Here is an 18,900-nt window from a genome sequence, read left to right as displayed (position 1 = left end):
CGCTCAGAGGTGCGGGAGCGCGATCTCCACTCGCTCGGCGGCGGCACGGGCGGCGAAGACCTCGATGTCTGCGGCGATGGCGCGCCAGCAAGCGCGCTCGAGCTGTGCGACCGGACCGTCGCAGGCGATCTGGCAGCACAGCTGGTGGTGACGCAGTGCGATCTCGATGCGGATCAGGATCGGGGTCGTGGAGGCATCCTCGGGGGTCAAGGCGAGGTGCAGCGTGCAGGATTGGGTCGCCAGGCGCGGGAGCAGGGTCTCGACGCGGGCCAGCCGACAGTGTGGTGCGCGACCGCGTAGGCGGAGTGCATGAGCGAGTTCGCGCTCACCGAAACGCTGTATCGCTTGTTCGATCTCGTGGACCCGGCGTTGGGCCTCGTGCACCCGCCAAGGTGCCGGTTGTTCGTCGCGGAGCTGGTCGCGCAGCGCCCGGCGCAGGCGATCAAAGGCCTTGGGAAGGGTGCCGCTGTGGATGCCTCGGCGTAGCATCGCGCGCATGTTCTCGCCGTGGGCGCCGACCACCGCCGGCTCTGGCACCGGATGCAGATCGGTGCGCGGGGGGTGGTTGGCGGCATAGATCTTCCAGTTTTCCTTGAGTTCCCAGACCAGGAAGCCGGCCAGCCCCGGTAGCAGCAACACGGTGAGGGTCACGAAGGGATAGGCGACGAGCTTCGGTAGTACCGATTCGGTGAGGGTGACCAACACCCCGGTGATCGCCGGGAGGAAGGGCAGCAGCAGCTTGTGGGCGATGGTGACCAGCGGGAAGTGCTTGATCGGGTTGACCTGGGGCTCGACCAGCACGGTGACATAGAACTGAATCAGCGCCTGCAGCAGGTTCCACAAAGGGGCCAGTAACGACTTGACCAGCAGCTCGGGGACGGACTCGGTGAGGTGGTGGCTGAGTAGTTCTTCGATGCGGTGCAGCCCCTGCTGGAAGCGCCGAGTGAACTCCTTGAAGAAATCGAGCAGGGCCTTGACCAGCCCGATCACCAGGGTCTGGTTGAGTCGCCGTAGCAAGGCGCCGAGTGTGCTCACGGTTTGATCGACGAGGCGTCGCCCGAGCGGGGTGTTGTTGATCAGGATGCCGAGGGTGAAGGCGAGCCCGAACAGGGGGGCGCCGGGCTCGATGAGGTGCCCCTCGGCCAGGCTGGCGAGCGCGATAAAGGGCAATAGCGCCAAGGCGCCGGTGAGCAGCGGGCGCAGCAGGTTGTGGTCGAGCGCGCGGATCGCGCGGGTGGCTAGCAGGTTGGCGACCGGTCGCCAGCGTAGCAGTCGCCGCAGCCCGTCGAACAGCAGCAGCCGTAATCCGCTGCCCAGGGCATGCCACAGGGTGATGAAGACGTGACGGCCGATCTCGGTATAGACCCCGAGGTTGATGGTCACGGCGGCCACTGCGATCAACCACAGCGGTGCCAGCTCCGGGTGCGGACCGCCCGGTACCAGCAAGCCGACGAGCAGATCGAGGGTCTTGAGCCCGAGGAAGGCCAGGCCGAGCGGTAGCAGCAGGTGACGGATCAGCAAACGTCCGCCAGGGGTGCCGAACAGTGGTGCGCTGAGCTGTTGCAGGCCCTTAATGTAGATCTCGCCGGGCTTGTAGACACCAGGCAGGGCCCGGCTGGCGGCGCGGTCGAAGCGCGCCAGGCGGTCGCCGCCGAGCAGTTCGCGCAGGCCCGGATCGGGGAGGCGCAGGGTATTGCGGGCGACGATATCGCGCACCTCGGTGAAGCGCAGATGACGGCGGTGTTCGATGACGTCGAGCAGCTCGCAGAGCAACTTGTGTGCGGCGACGCGCTCGCGGTGATCGCGAGGGGTGAAGCCGGCCGTGGTCAACGCCTGCTCGAGATGAGGGCGCAACTGGGTCTGTAGCCGCGCGCTGTGGCGTGCCGAGAGCGCGCGTAGCGGTGCCGCGAAGCGCTCGACCTCAGGCACCGTCCAGCCGATCCCGTCGAGTCTCACCAGGCCGGCGTCGAGCGCGTGCAATGCCTTCAGTGTCGACTGGAAGGGGAGGATCTGGCGTAGTGGTCGTCGCCCCCAGCTCAGTGCCCAGCGCAGCGGCTGGAGTCGGTAGTAGGTGGTGCGGCCCTCGCGTAGGACCTGTTCGAGCATGCGCAACTGCGCGCGGGCAGGGCGGGCACCGAGATCGTGGCGTGTCTCCTCGACCAGCCGGGCGATGAGTGCGCGTAGCGCCTGGGCCTCGTGCGGAGGCAGCTTCCAGCGTACCGCGATCAGGTCGCCGAGCGCCTGTTGGGCGCGGTCGACGCGGCGTGTGATGGTTGCGGTGATGCGCCGGGCCTCGGTCGCGCGGGGCTGACCGAGGCGCCGCAACAGCCGTTCGGCATTGACCAGTTGCCACAGCGTCAGGGCATAGCGGTCATTGAGCTCGGCGCGTTGCGCCATGCGGATGGCATGACGAAACAGCATCAGGTAGGTGCCCGTGAGCACCGTTGGTCGACTCGGGCTGCGTCGTTCGAATCGCAGGCCAAGGGCGAGTAGTGCGGCGAGCAGTGGGGCCAGGGCGTTGAGCAGCCAGTCGCGCAGGCGCTGTGCCCAGCCGCCTCGGGGGAGCTGCGAGCCCTGCTCTAGCGCGGCCAGACAGCGTGCGTGCAGGCCGGCTGGCGGTGGCGCGTTGCTGGCGGTCGGGGGCGAGACGCTGCTCGGTGCGGTCGTCGGCATGTCGCGGGACGGTCTCGGGAGGCCCGGATCGGTGGCGCCATAGGGCAGGGTGGAGGGTAGAGCGAGCGCTTGTGCCGCCTCGCCGCAGGCCGGATCGGGCCGTGTGCGTGCCAGTAGGGCGGTGAGTCGTCGACCGTCGGGGGCCAGATCCTGGCTCGCCAGCCAGGCATCGAGCAGCGCCCAGTCGAGGATCGCCGGGAACAGAAAACCGCGGGCCCCGGGGGCAAAGTGATAGAGCCGGGCGAGCAGGGCGACGAAGGCGCGACAGACCAGGGTGTCAGCAATCCCGTTGGGGGTGAGGCCGTCGCGGCCGAGCACCTCGCGGATCTCGGCGAAGGCGTCGGGGCCAACTAGCTCGATCAGTGCCGTGGTGCGTGCCGTGGCCGCAGTGTCGGCCAGTTGCCAGGCGCGGGCGACCTCGGCCTCGAAGCGCCGCGCCCAGTAGTCACGCAGCAGGCGCACGAATCCTGCGCGATCGCGCCGTTGCTCGGGCGGGATCGGTAGCAGGATCACTGCATCGGGCAGGTCGAGTCCCTCGATCACCGCCAGCGCCTCCGGGTTCTCGGTCTCGAGACCGTGGAGGAAGTCGGCGCACGGCATCAGTGCGTAGCCGAGCTCTGGGATCGAGCCCTCGTAGCCATCGCTGCCGAGCTGCTTGGCCACCAGGCGTTCGATGGCGCGGGGATGGAACAGGAAGACACCCTCGGTGGGCTTGAGGATGCGGGCGCGGAAGGCACGGGCATGGCCTTCCTCGGAGTGGGTCTGGGAGCGCGCTGAGATCATCCGCTAGCGAGCGATGTGGTTGTTGGGGCGGCGCCGGGTTCGACCCGTCGCCGCCACGATGGTTCGCGGCTCAGCCGGGTAGGCGACGCGACGATCCCTGGAGGATGCCCTGTTCGCCCTCGCTCTTGGCGATCAGGACCGCGCCGCAGGAGTCGCCGAAGACGTTCACCGAGGTGCGCATCATGTCGAGGATGCGATCGACGGCGAGGATCAGCCCGATGCCCTCAAGCGGCAGGCCGACGGCGGCGAGGATGATCGAGATCGCCACCAGGCTCGCCGCCGGGATCCCTGCTACCCCGATCGAGGTGGTCAGCGCCAGTAGCACCACGGTGACCTGGGCGGCGAGCCCGAGTTCGATGCCGTAGGCCTGGGCGATGAAGATCACCGCCACGCATTCATAGAGCGCAGTGCCGTCCATGTTGACCGTGGCCCCGAGCGGCAGCACGAAGCTGGTGGTGCGGTTGGAGACACCAGCGTTCTTCTCCAGCGACTCCATGGTCAATGGCAGCGTGGCCGAGGACGATGCGGTGGAGAAGGCGGTGAGCAGCGCCGCACTCATTGCCTGATAGTGGCGCAGCGGGTTGAGTCCGGCCAGCAGCAGCAACAACGGCAGGGTGATCAGGAAGTGGATGCCGAGCGCGGCGACCACGGTGACAAAGAACAGCGCCAGCGGGCCGAAGACCTCGACCCCGGAGTCGGCGACGGTCTTGGCGACCAGGGCGAAGACCCCGAGCGGGGCGAAGCGCATGATGAGATCGGTGATCCGCATCATGATCGCGAACATGCCCTTCCAGAAATCGGACTGGGCCTTGGCGTGGTCCCCCTCGATACGGGTGAGATAGTAGCCGTAGAGCAGGCTGAAGAAGATCAGCCCGAGCATCTGTCCGGCACTGGCGGCGGCGACCACGTTGGTCGGGATCATGCGCAGGAAGACCTCGACGATGTCACCGGCATCCTTGTCGGCGAACTGCGCCTCGAAGCCGGCGCGATCGGCGCTCAGTCCGAAGACCTCCTGGGCCGAGCCCTCGATCACCCCGGGTTGCAGCAGGTTGACTACGAACAACCCAGCGAGCACCGCCAGCAGGGTGGTGAGTACGTAGTAGCCGATGGTCTTGGCGCCGAGCCGGCCGAGATTGCGCGAGCCGCCGATGCCCGAGATGCCGACGATGATCGACGAGATCACCAGCGGGACGATCAACATCTTCAGTGCATTCAGGAACAATTCGCCGACGAAATCGAAGATCGAATAGAAACTGACCCCGAGCACGGCCGCCTCGCGACCGGCCAGCAGGCCGGCGGCGACGGCCAGGATGAGGGCGATGAGGATCTGCCAGTGGAGCTTGAGTCTGAAAAAGGCCATCGGTGCCTCCGGGGTCGCTCGAGCTGCCGAGCGGCGTGCTGCGCGGGGTCGGGCAGTCCGGTCGCCGTTCGAGCGATCAAGTCATTGATAAAAAAGGTTATTTGCTGTGTTTGCGGGGCAGGCGCCACAGGCGCTCCCGAGGCGCGGGCGGGGAGTGTCGCAGTCCCGCGGCGGTGGCGGGTCGATCGCTGTCCCCACAATCAATCGCGCACGGGTGGTGCGAGTCGCGGTATGTTCGGGGGTTGGACGCCCGTGTCCGTGACCGTGGCCGTCGTGCGCTGGCCGATCCTGTCGGCGGTGGGCGGCCTGTCGCACGCGTGCGGCGAGGGCCCGGCCCGACGACGTGGACAACCGCTCGAACGCCCGGGACCCTGCATCCAGGGGCGCGCGGTAATGGACGTCCGATTGATTCCGCTCCGGGAATCGATCAGCATCCCGGGATGGCCGGGTTGATGGCCACAGCCAGGGAGCGATCGTCTGCGGGCGGGATCATAGCATGGCTTCGTCCATGGTCCCGGCCGGGACGGTGCCGTATGGAAACATCTGGCCGCGGGATGGATGCGTCTTCGCGGCGTTTACACTGGAGCGATGACTGTCGACCATGCACTATCGAGTCTTTTATCTGTTCGAACGGGCGGGTGAGTCCGTCTCCTCGGCCAGCGCGGTGGAGATGAGCGCGCGGGCGATTCGCGAGCAGCTGGTGCCGCGGCTGCAGAGCGAGGACGATTATCTGGGCATCATCGATGCCGATGAGAACGTGCTGCAGATCCTCTACGAGCCCGCCGAGTCGCGCTATTGGGTGGAGCTGCCGATCGATGCCGCCAAGGCCTCCTATGGACGCCACATGGTGCTCGACGAGCTCGAGGAGCTGATGCAGTGCCTGCCCAAGGTCTTCGACCGAGAGGCGATCCCGGGGCTCGAATATCGTCCCTGGTGAGCCTGATCCACGACGTCTGTTTGAAGTGACCGCGTCCGACCTCGCCGGTACGGACGCGGTCGCGGCTTCCGGCTCGCCTCCGGCCTCGCTCGCTGTGAGCCGGTATCGGTCTTCAGAGTCCGCACACCGCCCCCTGCACTTGTCCTGCTCGCCCGCCGCGCGCGCTCATCGAGTCGGCGCAGTCGGCGCTCATCGGTCCCCTCGCTCTCGCTCCCGGAGGCACGGTCGTCACCCGGGACAATTCTGTGTTTTTATTCACGATTCGTGTTGAACTGGCTTGCAGTTGCCTCGACTCTCAAGGCTCATGCCGTGGTGTCGGGGGAGGGCCGCCGAGGGGCGTGCGATCGGGGCCGCGAACAGGCGACGGGTGTGTCAGGCGAGTTGCCGGCTCGCACCGGCCGCTCTGGACGTGAGGCCTGCGTCTCGCTGCGACTATTGCCGGGTGCGGGCTCGGAGGGGCTCGGGGGGGCTCAGGGGGCGGCGGCCCCTGCCGGGGCCTCGCGTACCAGGCGGATCGCGCCCTCTTGCTCCTTGCTCATGCGGTAGCGGCTGCCGGCGAAGAAGCTTACCGCCCAGGCTCGATCGAGGCCGCCGGTATCGCCTGAGCTGGTCCAGAAGATGAGCCCCGGGGTATTGGGGAAGACTTGTGGGTTGACTGCGGGGCCGGGGTGGCAACGCTCGACGATGGTGGTGAGTTCGTCGGCGCGCGGCAGGCGCCAGCCGTCATCCCGTTGGGCGACCAGCGCCTCGGCGGCACGCCATGACCAGCTGCCGGGGCGTCCCACGCAGTCGCGCCCGTCCCAACGCTGGCCGAGGGCGCAGCGCTGCCAGTCGAGTCCGGTGGGTTGGTGGCGTACCGCTTGGCCCTCCTCGATCAGGGTGAAGTCGGCCGAGGGCGTCGTCTGGGCCCGATTGGGTAGACAGATCTCGGCGGCATCGGGGATCACCCCGGGCGCCGCTGGCGGCTGAGCCAGGAGAGGCGTTGTGGTGAGGACACCGAGGGTGAGCAGAGAGACGAGGCGTGACGATGGTCTGGACATGGATTTCGAGGGGGTGCGATTGGACGGTGGTCTTGTGCACATCATGACTATATTATGGAGACGCGAGTGTGGATGCGGTCACTTCGTCGCCAAGACTGGATGCCCCGCGAGGCAAGGGCGCATGCAATCGAGACCGACCCTGGTCCGATGAGCGGTCGATTGAGCCCAGGCGCTAGCGCTGAACAAGGAGCCTTGACGAACAGACCGTGACCACCATGTGCCATGCCACACCTTGGCCCGATTCCAGGGCCGCACGCGTATCATCCTCTCCATCGCCTGCCGGGGGCCTCGCCTCTGCCGGTATGGGCTCGAACCCAGGAAAATCAGCCCCTTCGATCCCCACCGCGATCATGTCGCACGCATGCTCGCTTGACGTGTCCCCAAAGGTCTGTGACGCTGTTTGGCACGCGTATCGCGTGCGGGTGGCTACGATCCGACAGGGCCGTGACGCGGGTGGTTCGCCGAGACGACAAGAGATGCTTTTGCGTCTGCCAGGCGTCCCCAGATGGGGCACACAGAGACACTTGAATTCGGAACATTCTCTCGATGGCTAAGACGATTCTCACCGTGGACGACTCCGCCTCCATTCGCCAGATGGTCTCCTTTACCCTCAAGGAGGCCGGCTACAGCGTGACCGAGGCGGTCGATGGCCAAGACGGACTCGACAAGGCGCGGGCCGGTCGCTTCGACCTAATCTTCACCGACCAGAACATGCCGCGGATGGACGGGGTGAGTCTGATCAAGCAGTTGCGCGCGCTGCCCAATTATCGCTCTACCCCCATCCTGATGTTGACCACGGAGTCGGGCGACGCCATGAAGAGCCAGGGGCGGGCCGCGGGCGCCACCGGCTGGTTGGTCAAGCCCTTCGATCCGCAGAAGCTGCTGGAGGTCGTTCGCAAAGTGATCGGCTGAGGCGCCCCCGCGCACACGGAAAGAGGCGGACATGACCATCGATATGACCCGTTTCTATCAGGTCTTCTTCGACGAGGCCAGCGAGCACCTGGCCGAGATGGAGACCTTGCTGCTGGAGCTGGATATCGAGGCCCCCGACCCGGAGGTGCTCAATGCCATCTTCCGGGCGGCGCACTCCATCAAGGGCGGCGCGGGGACCTTTGGCTTCAGCGATGTCGCCCGGGTGACCCATATCCTCGAGACCCTGCTCGACCGGGTGCGCAAGCATGAGCTGCACCCGAGCGTGGAGATCATCGACACCACCCTGCAGGCCGGTGATCTACTCAAGGCCCAGCTCGCCGCCCACCAACAGGGCACCGAGTTCGAGGATCCGCAGATCGCTGCCGTCTGCGAGCGGCTCGAGACCCTCGCCCAGGGTGACCTGCCCGCCGCCGAGTCCGTCTCCCCCCTCGTCGACCCCGACCCCCGAACCTGGTGGGGCATCACCTTCAACGCCGGTCTGCTCGAGGCCCCGGACCGCGAGGCGGGTCTGGTCGCCGCCCTCGCCGAACTCGGTGAACTCGAGCATACCCCGGCCGCCACCACGCCCGGTGAGCGGCTGAACTGGCGACTTCATACCGCAGCTGGGCGCGAGGCCATCGTCGAGATCTTCGACTTCCTCTGTGATCCGAGCGAGGTGGAGATCACCGCCATGGGGCAGGCCGAGGCGGCGGCGGATGCGGACGAGGCGGGTTTCGGTCTCTTCGAGGACGCCCCCGGCGCCGCGCCCAGCAGTGGCGATCAGGAACTCGATGGTTTTGGCCTGTTCGACGACAGCCCGGGGATGGAGCAGGTGGCCGAGACCGCCGCGCGGCAGCGCGAGGAGCTGCAACAGGGGTTCGGCTTCTTCGCGACGGCGCCGGGGGCGCCTGGGGCCGATCCGGCGAATGCCGAGTCGGCACCCGCATCGCCCCCGCCCCCCAGTGGGGCGGCCCCGCGGCGCCAGCCCGGTGGCGTCCGGCGTCAACCCCAGGGCGAGTCCTCGATCCGGGTCAGTGTCGAGAAGGTCGACCAGCTCATCAACCTCGTCGGCGAGTTGGTGATCACCCATGCGATGCTCGCCGAGTCGGCCTCGGGGCTCGATCCCGTCGCCCAGGAGCGGGTGCTCGACGGGTTGTCCAACCTCGAGCGCAACTCACGCGACCTGCAGCAGGCGGTGATGTCGATCCGGATGATGCCGATCAGCTTCGTCTTTAATCGCTTTCCTCGGGTGGTGCGTGATACCGCTGCAGCGCTCGACAAGAAGGTCTCGCTACGACTCATCGGTGAGGACACCGAACTCGACAAGGGGCTGATCGAACGCCTCGCCGATCCCCTCAACCACCTGGTGCGCAACAGCATCGATCACGGCATCGAGACCGCCCAGCAGCGCATCGAGCAGGGCAAGCCCGAGACCGGTGAGATCGTCCTCGCGGCCAGCCATCGCGGCGGTAACGTGGTCGTCGAGGTCAGCGACGACGGTGCCGGGCTCGATCGCGAACGGCTGCTCGCCAAGGCCGCCGAGCGGGGCGTGGCGCTCCCCGACAACCCCTCCGACAAGGAAGTCTGGCAGCTGATCTTCGCGCCGGGCTTCTCGACGGCGAAGGCGGTGACCGACATCTCCGGGCGCGGTGTCGGCATGGATGTGGTGCGCCGTAACATCGAGGCGATGAACGGGCGTGTCGAGATCGACTCCGAGCCGGGGCAGGGGACGCGCATCACCATCCGCCTGCCGCTGACCCTGGCGATCCTCGATGGCATGTCGGTACGCGTCTGCGACGAGACCTTCATCCTTCCGCTGACGGTGATCCGTGAGTCCATCCGGCCCCAGCCGGGACAGTGCAAGACCCTGGCCGGCAAGGGCAACGTGGTTCATGTCGGCGAGGAGTATCTGCCGCTCGTCGCCTTGCACCAGCTCTTCGGGTTGAGCGTGCAGCAGGTCGCGCCGGAGGCGTCGATCCTGGTGATCATCGAGTCGAACGAGGGGCGTGCCGCGTTGCAGGTCGACGACCTGCTTGCCCAGCACCAGGTCGTGATCAAGAGTCTCGAGACCAACTACCGCAAGGTCGAGGGGATCTCCGGGGCAACCATCATGGGCGATGGCCGGGTCGCTATGATCCTCGACGTCGACGCGCTGGTCAGGCTCAGTCGTAAGACGTCTTGACCGTCATCCACCACCGCCGAAGAGGAGTAGTAGTCCCGTGGAGGAACCGATGAACGAAGATTCTCAGGATTCGACCACCGTCAACAGCGAGGACTCGCGCGAGTATCTCACCTTCACCCTGGGCGACGAGGAATACGGCATCGACATCCTCAACGTGCAGGAGATCCGCGGCTACGACACCGTCACCAAGATCGCCAACTCGCCACACTTCATCAAGGGCGTGATCAACATGCGCGGAGTGATCGTGCCGATCATCGACATGCGCCTGAAGTTCGATCTCGGTGAGGTCGAGTACAACCAGTTCACCGTGGTGATCATCCTCAACATCACCGGACGCGTGGTCGGTATGGTCGTCGACGGGGTCTCCGATGTGATCGCGCTGCACCAGGACCAGATCCGTCCGGCACCGGAGTTCGGCGCCGTGCTCGATACCGCCTATATCGATGGCCTGGCCACGCTTGAGGAGCGGATGGTGATCATGGTGAACATCGAGCGGCTGATGAACAGCGAGGAGATGGGGCTGGTCGACCAGGCACGCGCGAGTGCCGAGTGAGCGCGTCGCCGCGGGTGCGGTGGCGTCGGTAATCGAGAGCATGACGGGAGAGCCGACATGGGGAATATGAAGGTCGCGACACGCTTGGGCCTGGGCTTCGGCATCGTGCTGGTGTTGTTGGGGGCCGTCGGGTTCATTGGCATCAACAAGATCTACGGGATCGATCGCAACATCGACTCCATCACCCAGGACCTGTTCCCGAAGACGGTCCATGCCAACAATGTCATCGACAGCGTCAACGCGGTGGCGCGCTCGGTGCGCAACATCCTGGTCTATGACGATCGTCTGACCACCCAGCGTGAGATGGATGCGATCGATCATCATGGCCGCGAGATCACCAAGGATCTCGATCGCCTCGAGTCGATGATCACCTCACCCGAGGGGCTGCGCCTGCTGGCCTCGACGCGTGATGCGCGTGAGTCCTATGTCGATGCCCAGGCGCGGTTGATGGGGCTGCTGCGCGGCGGTCAGCGCGAGGCGGCCAAGGCCTTGCTCGAGACCGAGGTCGAGGACGCCCAACGTGACTATCTGCGCGCGATCGCGGCGCTGATCAGCTTCCAGACCGAATTGATGCGTGAGGCCGGCGAAGAGGCCCAACAGAACGTTGATTCGGCCACCACCCAGGTGCTGGCGCTCTGCATCATTGCGCTGGTAGTCGGTGTCATCGTCGGCCTGTGGATCGTGCGCGGGTTGATGAAACAGCTCGGCGGTGAGCCCAGCTATGCCGCCTCGATGGTCAAGACCATCGCCGCCGGTGATCTCTCCCACGAGATCCGTACCAAGCCCGACGACGACACCAGCCTGCTCTATTCGCTCAAGCGCATGCAGGAGACGCTCAAGTCGCTGGTCGGTGAGATCGCGCTGGTCGTTGAAGGGGCCGCCGAGGGTGACTTCTCCAAGCGCATCGACCTGGCCGACAAACAGGGCTTCGGCAAGGATATCAGCGTCAACATCAATCAGCTCTCCGATACCACCGAGACCGGTCTCAAGGACATCTCGCGTGTGGCCGACGCGCTCGCCGCGGGGGATCTGTCGCAGTCGATCACCCGCGACTACCCGGGGCTGTTCGGACGCACCAAGACCGGGGTCAATGCCTCGGTGGTGTCGATGAACAATGTGGTCAACGAGATTCGCAGCATCGTCGATGCCGCCACCCAGGGTAATTTCAGCGTGCGCCTCGAGCTGGCCGGTAAACAGGGCTTTGCGCAGGAGATCGCGCAGTTGCTCAATCAGCTCTCCGACACCACCGAGGTCGGACTCAAGGACGTGATGCGGGTCTCCAAGTCGCTCGCCGAGGGCGATCTCACCCAGACCATCACCAAGGACTACCCGGGGCTGTTCGGCGAGACCAAGGACGGCGTCAACACCACGGTGACCAACCTGCAGCAGTTGGTGCTGCGTATCAAGGAGTCGGTCGACACCATCAATACCGCCTCCAACGAAATCGCCACCGGCAACCAGGACCTCAGTCAGCGCACCGAGGAGCAGGCCAGCTCGCTGGAGGAGACCGCCAGCTCGATGGAGGAGCTCACCAGCACGGTCAAGCAGAACGCCGATAACGCCCGTCAGGCCAATCAGCTCTCGGTGACCTCCTCCGAGGTCGCGGTCAAGGGCGGGAACGTGGTGCAGGCCTCGGTCGAGACCATGGCGGCGATCTCCGAGGCGAGCAAGAAGATCGCCGACATCATCGGGGTGATCGACGGCATCGCCTTCCAGACCAACATCCTCGCGCTCAACGCCGCGGTCGAGGCGGCCCGTGCCGGCGAGCAGGGGCGTGGCTTCGCGGTGGTCGCCGCCGAGGTGCGCAACCTCGCCCAGCGTTCGGCCAACGCCGCCAAGGAGATCAAGACACTCATCACCGATAGCGTCGAGAAGGTCGACTCGGGCACCGCGCAGGTCAACGAGGCCGGTGAGCGGATGGATGAGATCGTCACCTCGATCAAGCGCGTCACCGACATCATGGCCGAGATCTCGGCCGCCTCCGACGAGCAATCGGCCGGGATCGAGCAGATCAACCAGGCCGTCACCCAGATGGACGACGTCACCCAACAGAACGCCGCCTTGGTCGAGGAGGCCGCCGCTGCGGCCGAGTCGCTCGAGGAACAGGCCCGCGCCCTGGCCAAGGTGGTCTCGGTGTTCAAGGTCGAGCAGGGCCTCGGCGGACAGGGATTGGCGCCGAGGACGGTGACCACGCCTGCGGTGCGTCCGAGCGCGGCACGCCCGGTGGCGACCAAGCGGCCGCTCGCCCAGTCCAAGCCGAAGAAGATGGCGGCGCCACCGGCGGGCGATGACGGCGACTGGGAGGAGTTCTGACCGCGTTTGCGGGGCGGCGGTGGTCGAGACCGTCGATCGATCCGTGCGCCCCGCCGCTGCGGCGGGGTGAGTGGTCCAGGGAAGGGACCGCGTCGCGGCGCGGTCGTCAGTGAACCCAGACGATGCACGAGCGTGAGTTCCCCTTCACCAAGCACGACTTCGAGCGGATTCGTAAGCTCATCTACACCTATGCCGGTATCTCGCTGCATGCCGGTAAGGTGGACATGGTCTACAGCCGGATCACGCGTCGACTCCGCGCCACCGGGCTGCGTTCGTTCGAGGACTATCTCGAGCGCTTGATGAGCGACGGTGACGAGTGGCAGCACTTCGTCAACTCGCTGACGACCAATCTGACCTCGTTCTTTCGCGAGGCGCACCACTTCCCGATCCTCGCCGAGCATATCCGTGCCCTGCACCAGCAGACACGCCGGCCGCTGAAGCTGTGGTCTGCGGCCTGTTCGACCGGCGAGGAGCCCTATTCGATGGCGATGACGATGATCGACACCTTCGGCACCTGGACCCCTCCGGTGCGGATCCTCGCCACCGATCTCGACACCAACGTGCTCGATCAGGCGCGGGCCGGGATCTATTCGGCTGAGCGTGTCGAACGCCTCTCCCACGACCTCACGCGACGCTTCTTCCAGCGTGGGCGAGGGGGGCATGCCGGGATGGTGCGGGTGAATCCGGCGGTGCGTGCGTTGGTGCACTTTCGTCGCTTCAACCTGCTCGAGGACTCATGGCCGATGCGAGGCCCCTTTGCCGCAGTGTTCTGTCGGAATGTGCTGATTTATTTCGACAAGCCGACCCAATATCGACTGATGCAGCACTTCCACCCGCTGCTCTATCCACAGGGATTGCTGTTCGTCGGTCACTCGGAGAGCCTGCTGCACGCGGCCGATCTGTTTCGTCCTCGGGGCCAGACCGTCTGTATCCCCGTTGCACGACCATCAGCACGCACGAGGTGACCATGAGCGCCGGTTTCGAGGAGATCCTCGCCCCTAATTACTACTACGACCGGAACTTCGGCACCGATGCCGTCAAGATCCTGCCGGGCGAATACTATGTCTCCAACCGAGACCTATTGATGGTGACCGTGCTCGGCTCCTGCGTCGGCGCCTGCGTACGCGATCGGATCAGTGGCATCGGCGGCATCAACCACTTCATGCTGCCCGATGACAAGCGCGAGGAGGAAAACCGCTTCGGCCGCTCGATGCGCTATGGCGACTACGCCATGGAGATCCTCATCAACCAGCTGTTGAAGCTCGGTGCACGGCGCCACAATCTCGAGGCCAAGGTGTTCGGTGGCGGCAATGTGCTCCCGGGCTTCAAGAACAACATGGTCGGTGAGCGCAACGCGGACTTCGTGATCGACTATCTCGACACCGAAGGGATACCCTTGATCGCGCGAGATCTGCTCGGCAACTATCCGCGCAAGGTCTATTTCTTTCCCGCCACCGGCAAGGTGTTGGTCAAGCGGCTGCGCAGCCTGCACAACGACACCATCATCGAGCGTGAACTGACCTACCGGCAGCGGTTGCGTCAGTCCAAGGTGGAGGGCGATGTCGAGCTGTTTTGAATTCCATCGGGTCGGTACCCGCCGATCCGCTACCGATCCCGGCCGCCGTGAGCGCTCGACAGTGAGTACAGGCCTGGCATGGAGGAGATATGTCGAAGCTCAAGCCATATTGGCTCCCGCTCTCGCTCGGCCTGGCCGTGCTACTGCAACAGCTGCTACTGCCCGGGGTGGTGCCCTGGTTGGGTACGCTGGTGCTGGTGCTGGCCTGGGTCGGGATGCAGTGGCGGACGTTGCAGCGGCCTCAACGGCCACTACCCGTGCTGCACCATGAGCCTCAGCCGCAGGCGGGCGCCGATCGTGAACTCTGGGAGCTGGTGCGCGAGATCGATGCACTGATCGTCCCCGAGATGACCGAGCTGCGCGAGCTCATCGGGCAGGTCGACGGTCTCGTCGAGCAGGCCTCCAACGACCTGCAACAGAGCTTCCAGGGCCTCTCTGAGGCCTCGAAGGTCCAGCAGGGGCTGGTGGTTCGTCTAGTTCAGGGGATGTCCGGTAGTGAGGACGAGAGCGATGATGCGGACATGCCGCACATCGACATGAACGTCTTTCTCGAGGAGAACAGCAAGCTCTTGGAGGAAAATGTCGCCCGACTGATCGACATGGGCAAGCACAGCGTCCAGGTCGTCCATCAGATCGAGGACCTCTCGGCGCAGATCGATGGGATCTTCGACGGACTCGATGGCGCCACCAAGATTGCCCGCCAGACCAATCTGCTGGCGCTCAATGCGGCGATCGAAGCGGCGCGTGCCGGGGAGTCCGGGCGTGGCTTCTCGGTGGTGGCCCAGGAGGTCCGCAAGCTGTCGATGGACTCGGCGGCCTTCACCGAGCAGATCCGCAGCCAGGTCGAGCAGACCCAGGGCTTCTTCGCCGATACCCACGCCATTGTCGCCAGCATGGCCTCGCAGGACATGAATGCCTCGATCACTGCCAAGGGGGCGATGGACGACATGATCGAGCAAGTGCAGCTGCTCAATCGCAACGTCTCCTCGGGGCTCGACCAACTCACCGGGATCGTCGAGCGCATCCAGGCCAGTGTCGCCGACGCGATCCGGTTGCTGCAATTCCAGGATATCGCCCATCAGGTGATGTCACGCGCCCAGGTTCGGATCGACTTCATGGAGCGCTTCGCGGCCGAGTTGCGCCAGCTGCCGTTGATCGATCCGACCGGCGACGATGTCGCCGCAGCGCGTGAGCGGCTCGAACGCCTCCAGGCCGAACTCGAGCAGGCGGCTCATCGCTCGGTGACCCAGCAGTCGATGGACGAAGGGGATATCGAACTGTTCTGAACGTAGAGACGGGAGCATCGTCGTGGGTAGAGCGATTCGTGTCTTGGTGATCGATGACTCGGCGCTGGTGCGCAAGCTGCTCTCCGAGCTGCTCAACACCGCCGCCGACATCGAGGTGGTGGGTACCGCCCAGGATCCCTATGTCGCGCGCGAGCGGATCAAGGCGCTCGAACCCGACGTCCTGACACTCGATGTCGAGATGCCCCGCATGGACGGCCTGACCTTCCTGCGCAATCTCATGCGGCTGCGGCCGATGCCGGTGGTGATGGTCTCGTCGCTGACCGAGCGTGGCGCCGACGTCACCCTCCAGGCACTCGAACTCGGGGCCGTCGACTTCGTCTGCAAACCGGCGCTCGATGTCAGCGGTCATCTAAAGGACTATGCCGCCGAACTGATCGAGAAGATCCGCGTCGCCTCGCGCGTGCGGATCCGCGCCAACTCCGTGCTGCCAGTGGCTGGCGCCGCGCCGCCGCGTCCGCGCCCGCAGGCCCCGGCGCTGCGCCATTACCGCACCACCGATCGCATCATCGTCATCGGCGCCTCGACCGGGGGGACCGAGGCGATTCGCGAGATCCTCATGCGACTGCCGCCGGATGTCCCCGGGATCGCCATCGTGCAGCACATCCCCCCGGGGTTCAGCGCCGCCTTCGCCGAGCGGATGAACCGCCAGACCGGACTGGTGGTCAAGGAGGCCGCCGAGGGTGATCGGATGATGCCGGGACACGTCTATATCGCCCCGGGGGATCGGCACCTGCAACTGGCTCGCGATGGTGCCCGCTATGTCTGCAGGATCAACGACAAGGCGCCGGTCAACCGACACCGCCCGAGTGTCGATGTCCTGTTCGAGTCGGTCGCTCACACCGCCGGTACCAATGCCTGCGCCGCGCTGCTGACCGGGATGGGTGCCGATGGCGCCGCCGGCCTCAAGCAGCTACACGATCTCGGTGTCTATACTGTCGCGCAGGACGAGGCCTCCAGCGTGGTCTGGGGGATGCCCGGCGAGGCGGTCAAGCGCGGCGCGGCGAGCGCGGTACTCCCGTTGCACGCAATCGGCGATGCGCTGCTCAAGGCCTCGCGTGCCCGGGCATCCGCTGAACGATCGCACTGATAGTGTGCCTCATCCAACCCATGCCCGGCGTTGTCCAGGGACATGCCAGCGGCCCAATCCAGGAACTCAGATCATGTCTGTGACACGTCAGCTCGACGACACCCACTCCGAGGTCAAGATCAGCGTCGATGGTCGCTTCGACTTCTCGTTGCACAAGCTCTTTCGCGACGCCTATCGTGACCTCTCGCCGGCCAGCATGCGCTTCATCGTCGATCTCGGCGCGGCGACCTATCTCGACAGCTCGGCGTTGGGCATGCTGCTGCTGCTGCGCGAACATGCCGGCGGTGATCGCGCCCAGGTGCGTATCGTCAACGCCAAGGGGGATGTGCTGCGGGTGCTCAAGATCGCCAATTTCGATCGTCTGTTCGCCTTCGACTGAGCGGCTCGGGAGACATCATGGAACCCGCTACACCTGCCGCTGCCGGCGCACCGTCCGAGACACCGCGTGGGACCGCCTTGATCGTCGATGACGAATTGGCCAATTGCCGGCTCTTGGCGCGGATGCTGCAGCGCGAGGGCTTTCGCACGCTCGAGGCGCTCAGTGGCGAGGTGGCGCTGGAGCTGTTTACCGCCGAGCGTCCCGATATCGTCTTCATGGACGTGATGATGCCCGAACTCAGCGGGCTGGAGACGACGACCCGGATCAAGCAGCTCTCGGGCATGGACTTCGTGCCGGTGATCTTTCTCACCGCGTTGAGCGACGAGGAGTCGATGACCAGCTGTATCGCCGCCGGTGGCGATGACTTCCTCTCCAAGCCCTTCAGTCTCGGGGTGCTCAAGTCACGGATTCGGGCGATGGAGCGGGTGCGGGATCTGCACCGACGGCTCGCGGCGCAGAAACTCGCCCTCGCCGAGATGCTCGAGCGTGAGCACGAGGAGCAGGCGCTGGCCGAGCGGGTGCTGAGCTACGCCGTCGGCAACCGTAACGCCGAGGTCGAGCGCCTGGCGCTGCTACAGCGTCCGGCGGCACTGTTCAACGGTGATCTGGTGCTGACCCAGCGGCTACCCGATGGCGGGTTGCGGATCCTGCTCGGGGACTTCACCGGCCATGGGTTGGCCGCTGCCTTCGGGGCGCTGCCGGTGGCCGACATCTTCCACACCCTGACGCGGCGTGGTGCCGACGATGCGCGGGTACTCGCGGCGATCAATCGCAAGCTCCATCAGGTGTTGCCGGCCGACCGTTTCATGGCCGCGGTGCTGGTCTCGATCCCCGCCTCGGGCGATGCCCTGTATTGGTGGAACGGAGGCATGCCCAGTGGCTGGCTGCGTACCCGCGCGGCCCTCGTCGAGCTCTCCTCGCACGCCCTGCCGCTAGGCATCCAACCCGAGTTCCCGACGCGCGAGCCGCGCCACCGACTCGCGCTCTCTCCCGGCGATCGTTTGTTGTTGATGAGTGATGGTCTGCTCGAGGCGCTCGATCGCGATGGGCGGATGTTCATCGAGCGGGGGTTGATGGAGCTGCTCCACGGCTGGCGTCCCGACGAGGCGCTGTTGCCGACCCTGGTCGAGGCGCTCGATCGTCACTGCGAGCAGACCGAGCAGCTCGATGACATCGCCCTGCTCGAATGTCCGCTCGATGCTGCCACCATGCCGGTGGCCAGCGGCCAGTTGGTGCGTGGCAGCAGCGGCAGTTGGAACTGGTCGCTGGAGTTGCGTGACGGGCAGATCGGCAATCCACCCTCGCTGCGCGCCGCACTCGGGCCGCTCGGTTTGCTCGATGGGCTCGAGACCCAGGAAGGGGCGCTGGAGACGGTGTTCGCCGAACTCTATGCCAATGCCCTCGAACACGGGGTGCTCGGCCTCTCCTCGCAGATGAAGCGCACTGCCGATGGCTTCGAGGCCTATTATCGTGAGCGCTCGACCCGGCTGGTCGAGGGCTGCCAGGGTTGGGTGCGGGTCGAGGTCCGGTTCGAGCCACAGCCCGATGGCGGTTTGGTGGTGATCTCGGTCAGCGATAGCGGGCGTGGTTTCAATCTCGATGCCGAACACTTCCCGAGTCCGGATGCCAGCTGTCCCTGGGGGCGGGGGTTGGCGCTGGTGCGGGGTCTGTGCGAGTCGGTCGATATCGATCCCTCCGGCTCACGGGTCGAGGCCCAGTATCGCTGGTAGTCGCGTACCGCCTCTGCCGTTGCGCCGGGGCAACCACTTCGCAGAATCACACTTCGGCTGATGTCGAC

General features: G+C 65.7%; 14 protein-coding genes. 11 read left to right on the top strand and 3 right to left on the bottom strand.

All coding sequences use genetic code 11. The features are described from left to right. Nucleotides 1-3 precede the first annotated feature (3 nt). Nucleotides 4-3,456, bottom strand: a complete 3,453-nt coding sequence (locus HF203_RS08880; RefSeq protein WP_168668778.1) for a sulfite exporter TauE/SafE family protein — start codon at nucleotides 3,454-3,456, stop codon at nucleotides 4-6. Nucleotides 3,457-3,526: 70 nt separating this feature from the next. Further along, entirely contained in the window at nucleotides 3,527-4,816 is a 1,290-nt protein-coding gene (locus HF203_RS08875; RefSeq protein WP_168668776.1) for a dicarboxylate/amino acid:cation symporter, read from the bottom strand. 601 nt (nucleotides 4,817-5,417) lie between these two features. Between HF203_RS08875 and HF203_RS08870 the strand changes: the two genes are divergently transcribed. After that, nucleotides 5,418-5,753, top strand: coding sequence for a hypothetical protein (locus tag HF203_RS08870; protein WP_168668774.1), 336 nt, complete (start codon nucleotides 5,418-5,420; stop codon nucleotides 5,751-5,753). A 470-nt stretch (nucleotides 5,754-6,223) separates the two neighbouring features. Here the strand turns inward: HF203_RS08870 and HF203_RS08865 are convergent, their stop codons facing one another. Then, nucleotides 6,224-6,793 (bottom strand): Lcl C-terminal domain-containing protein, encoded by a 570-nt coding sequence (locus tag HF203_RS08865; RefSeq protein WP_168668772.1) that lies wholly within the window; start codon nucleotides 6,791-6,793, stop codon nucleotides 6,224-6,226. Nucleotides 6,794-7,339: 546 nt separating this feature from the next. Between HF203_RS08865 and HF203_RS08860 the strand changes: the two genes are divergently transcribed. From HF203_RS08860 to HF203_RS08815, 10 genes are all read left to right on the top strand, one after another. Then, the gene (locus tag HF203_RS08860) at nucleotides 7,340-7,705 is read left to right on the top strand and encodes a response regulator (protein ID WP_168668770.1); all 366 of its coding nucleotides are present in this window, start codon (nucleotides 7,340-7,342) and stop codon (nucleotides 7,703-7,705) included. A gap of 31 nt (nucleotides 7,706-7,736) precedes the next feature. Then, entirely contained in the window at nucleotides 7,737-9,887 is a 2,151-nt protein-coding gene (locus HF203_RS08855) for a chemotaxis protein CheW (RefSeq protein WP_168668768.1), read from the top strand. 49 nt (nucleotides 9,888-9,936) lie between these two features. Continuing rightward, nucleotides 9,937-10,440 carry a chemotaxis protein CheW gene (locus HF203_RS08850; RefSeq protein WP_062274825.1) on the top strand — a complete coding sequence of 168 codons (504 nt, stop codon included), beginning with the start codon at nucleotides 9,937-9,939 and terminating at the stop codon, nucleotides 10,438-10,440. Between the two features lie 66 nt (nucleotides 10,441-10,506). After that, nucleotides 10,507-12,753: a methyl-accepting chemotaxis protein gene (locus HF203_RS08845; protein ID WP_425483205.1), complete on the top strand. Its 2,247-nt coding sequence runs from the start codon at nucleotides 10,507-10,509 to the stop codon at nucleotides 12,751-12,753. A 122-nt stretch (nucleotides 12,754-12,875) separates the two neighbouring features. Then, on the top strand, nucleotides 12,876-13,718 hold the full coding sequence (locus HF203_RS08840) for a CheR family methyltransferase (RefSeq protein ID WP_168668764.1): 843 nt from the start codon (nucleotides 12,876-12,878) through the stop codon (nucleotides 13,716-13,718). 2 nt (nucleotides 13,719-13,720) lie between these two features. Beyond that, on the top strand, nucleotides 13,721-14,329 hold the full coding sequence (cheD, locus tag HF203_RS08835; protein ID WP_168668762.1) for a chemoreceptor glutamine deamidase CheD: 609 nt from the start codon (nucleotides 13,721-13,723) through the stop codon (nucleotides 14,327-14,329). 89 nt (nucleotides 14,330-14,418) lie between these two features. Then, nucleotides 14,419-15,615, top strand: a complete 1,197-nt coding sequence (locus HF203_RS08830; RefSeq protein WP_168668760.1) for a methyl-accepting chemotaxis protein — start codon at nucleotides 14,419-14,421, stop codon at nucleotides 15,613-15,615. A 22-nt stretch (nucleotides 15,616-15,637) separates the two neighbouring features. Then, complete coding sequence (locus HF203_RS08825) at nucleotides 15,638-16,723, top strand: chemotaxis-specific protein-glutamate methyltransferase CheB (RefSeq protein ID WP_168668758.1); 1,086 nt, start codon at nucleotides 15,638-15,640, stop codon at nucleotides 16,721-16,723. Nucleotides 16,724-16,796: 73 nt separating this feature from the next. Beyond that, on the top strand, nucleotides 16,797-17,102 hold the full coding sequence (locus tag HF203_RS08820; protein WP_168668756.1) for an STAS domain-containing protein: 306 nt from the start codon (nucleotides 16,797-16,799) through the stop codon (nucleotides 17,100-17,102). Between the two features lie 17 nt (nucleotides 17,103-17,119). Continuing rightward, entirely contained in the window at nucleotides 17,120-18,832 is a 1,713-nt protein-coding gene (locus tag HF203_RS08815) for an ATP-binding SpoIIE family protein phosphatase (protein WP_168668754.1), read from the top strand. The last annotated feature ends 68 nt before the right edge of the window (nucleotides 18,833-18,900 follow it).

The sequence above is a fragment of the Marichromatium bheemlicum genome (assembly GCF_012276755.1).
Lineage (GTDB): Bacteria > Pseudomonadota > Gammaproteobacteria > Chromatiales > Chromatiaceae > Marichromatium > Marichromatium bheemlicum.
The sequence above is the reverse complement of the archived record's forward strand: the minus strand, read 5'-3'. Positions and strand labels throughout refer to the sequence as shown.

Coding starts and splice junctions, on each gene's coding strand:
- HF203_RS08880 (WP_168668778.1), bottom strand. CDS start 3,456: ATGATCTCAGCGCGCTCCCAGACCCACTCCGAGGAAGGCCATGCCCGT.
- HF203_RS08875 (WP_168668776.1), bottom strand. CDS start 4,816: ATGGCCTTTTTCAGACTCAAGCTCCACTGGCAGATCCTCATCGCCCTC.
- HF203_RS08870 (WP_168668774.1), top strand. CDS start 5,418: ATGCACTATCGAGTCTTTTATCTGTTCGAACGGGCGGGTGAGTCCGTC.
- HF203_RS08865 (WP_168668772.1), bottom strand. CDS start 6,793: ATGTCCAGACCATCGTCACGCCTCGTCTCTCTGCTCACCCTCGGTGTC.
- HF203_RS08860 (WP_168668770.1), top strand. CDS start 7,340: ATGGCTAAGACGATTCTCACCGTGGACGACTCCGCCTCCATTCGCCAG.
- HF203_RS08855 (WP_168668768.1), top strand. CDS start 7,737: ATGACCATCGATATGACCCGTTTCTATCAGGTCTTCTTCGACGAGGCC.
- HF203_RS08850 (WP_062274825.1), top strand. CDS start 9,937: ATGAACGAAGATTCTCAGGATTCGACCACCGTCAACAGCGAGGACTCG.
- HF203_RS08845 (WP_425483205.1), top strand. CDS start 10,507: ATGAAGGTCGCGACACGCTTGGGCCTGGGCTTCGGCATCGTGCTGGTG.
- HF203_RS08840 (WP_168668764.1), top strand. CDS start 12,876: ATGCACGAGCGTGAGTTCCCCTTCACCAAGCACGACTTCGAGCGGATT.
- cheD (WP_168668762.1), top strand. CDS start 13,721: ATGAGCGCCGGTTTCGAGGAGATCCTCGCCCCTAATTACTACTACGAC.
- HF203_RS08830 (WP_168668760.1), top strand. CDS start 14,419: ATGTCGAAGCTCAAGCCATATTGGCTCCCGCTCTCGCTCGGCCTGGCC.
- HF203_RS08820 (WP_168668756.1), top strand. CDS start 16,797: ATGTCTGTGACACGTCAGCTCGACGACACCCACTCCGAGGTCAAGATC.
- HF203_RS08815 (WP_168668754.1), top strand. CDS start 17,120: ATGGAACCCGCTACACCTGCCGCTGCCGGCGCACCGTCCGAGACACCG.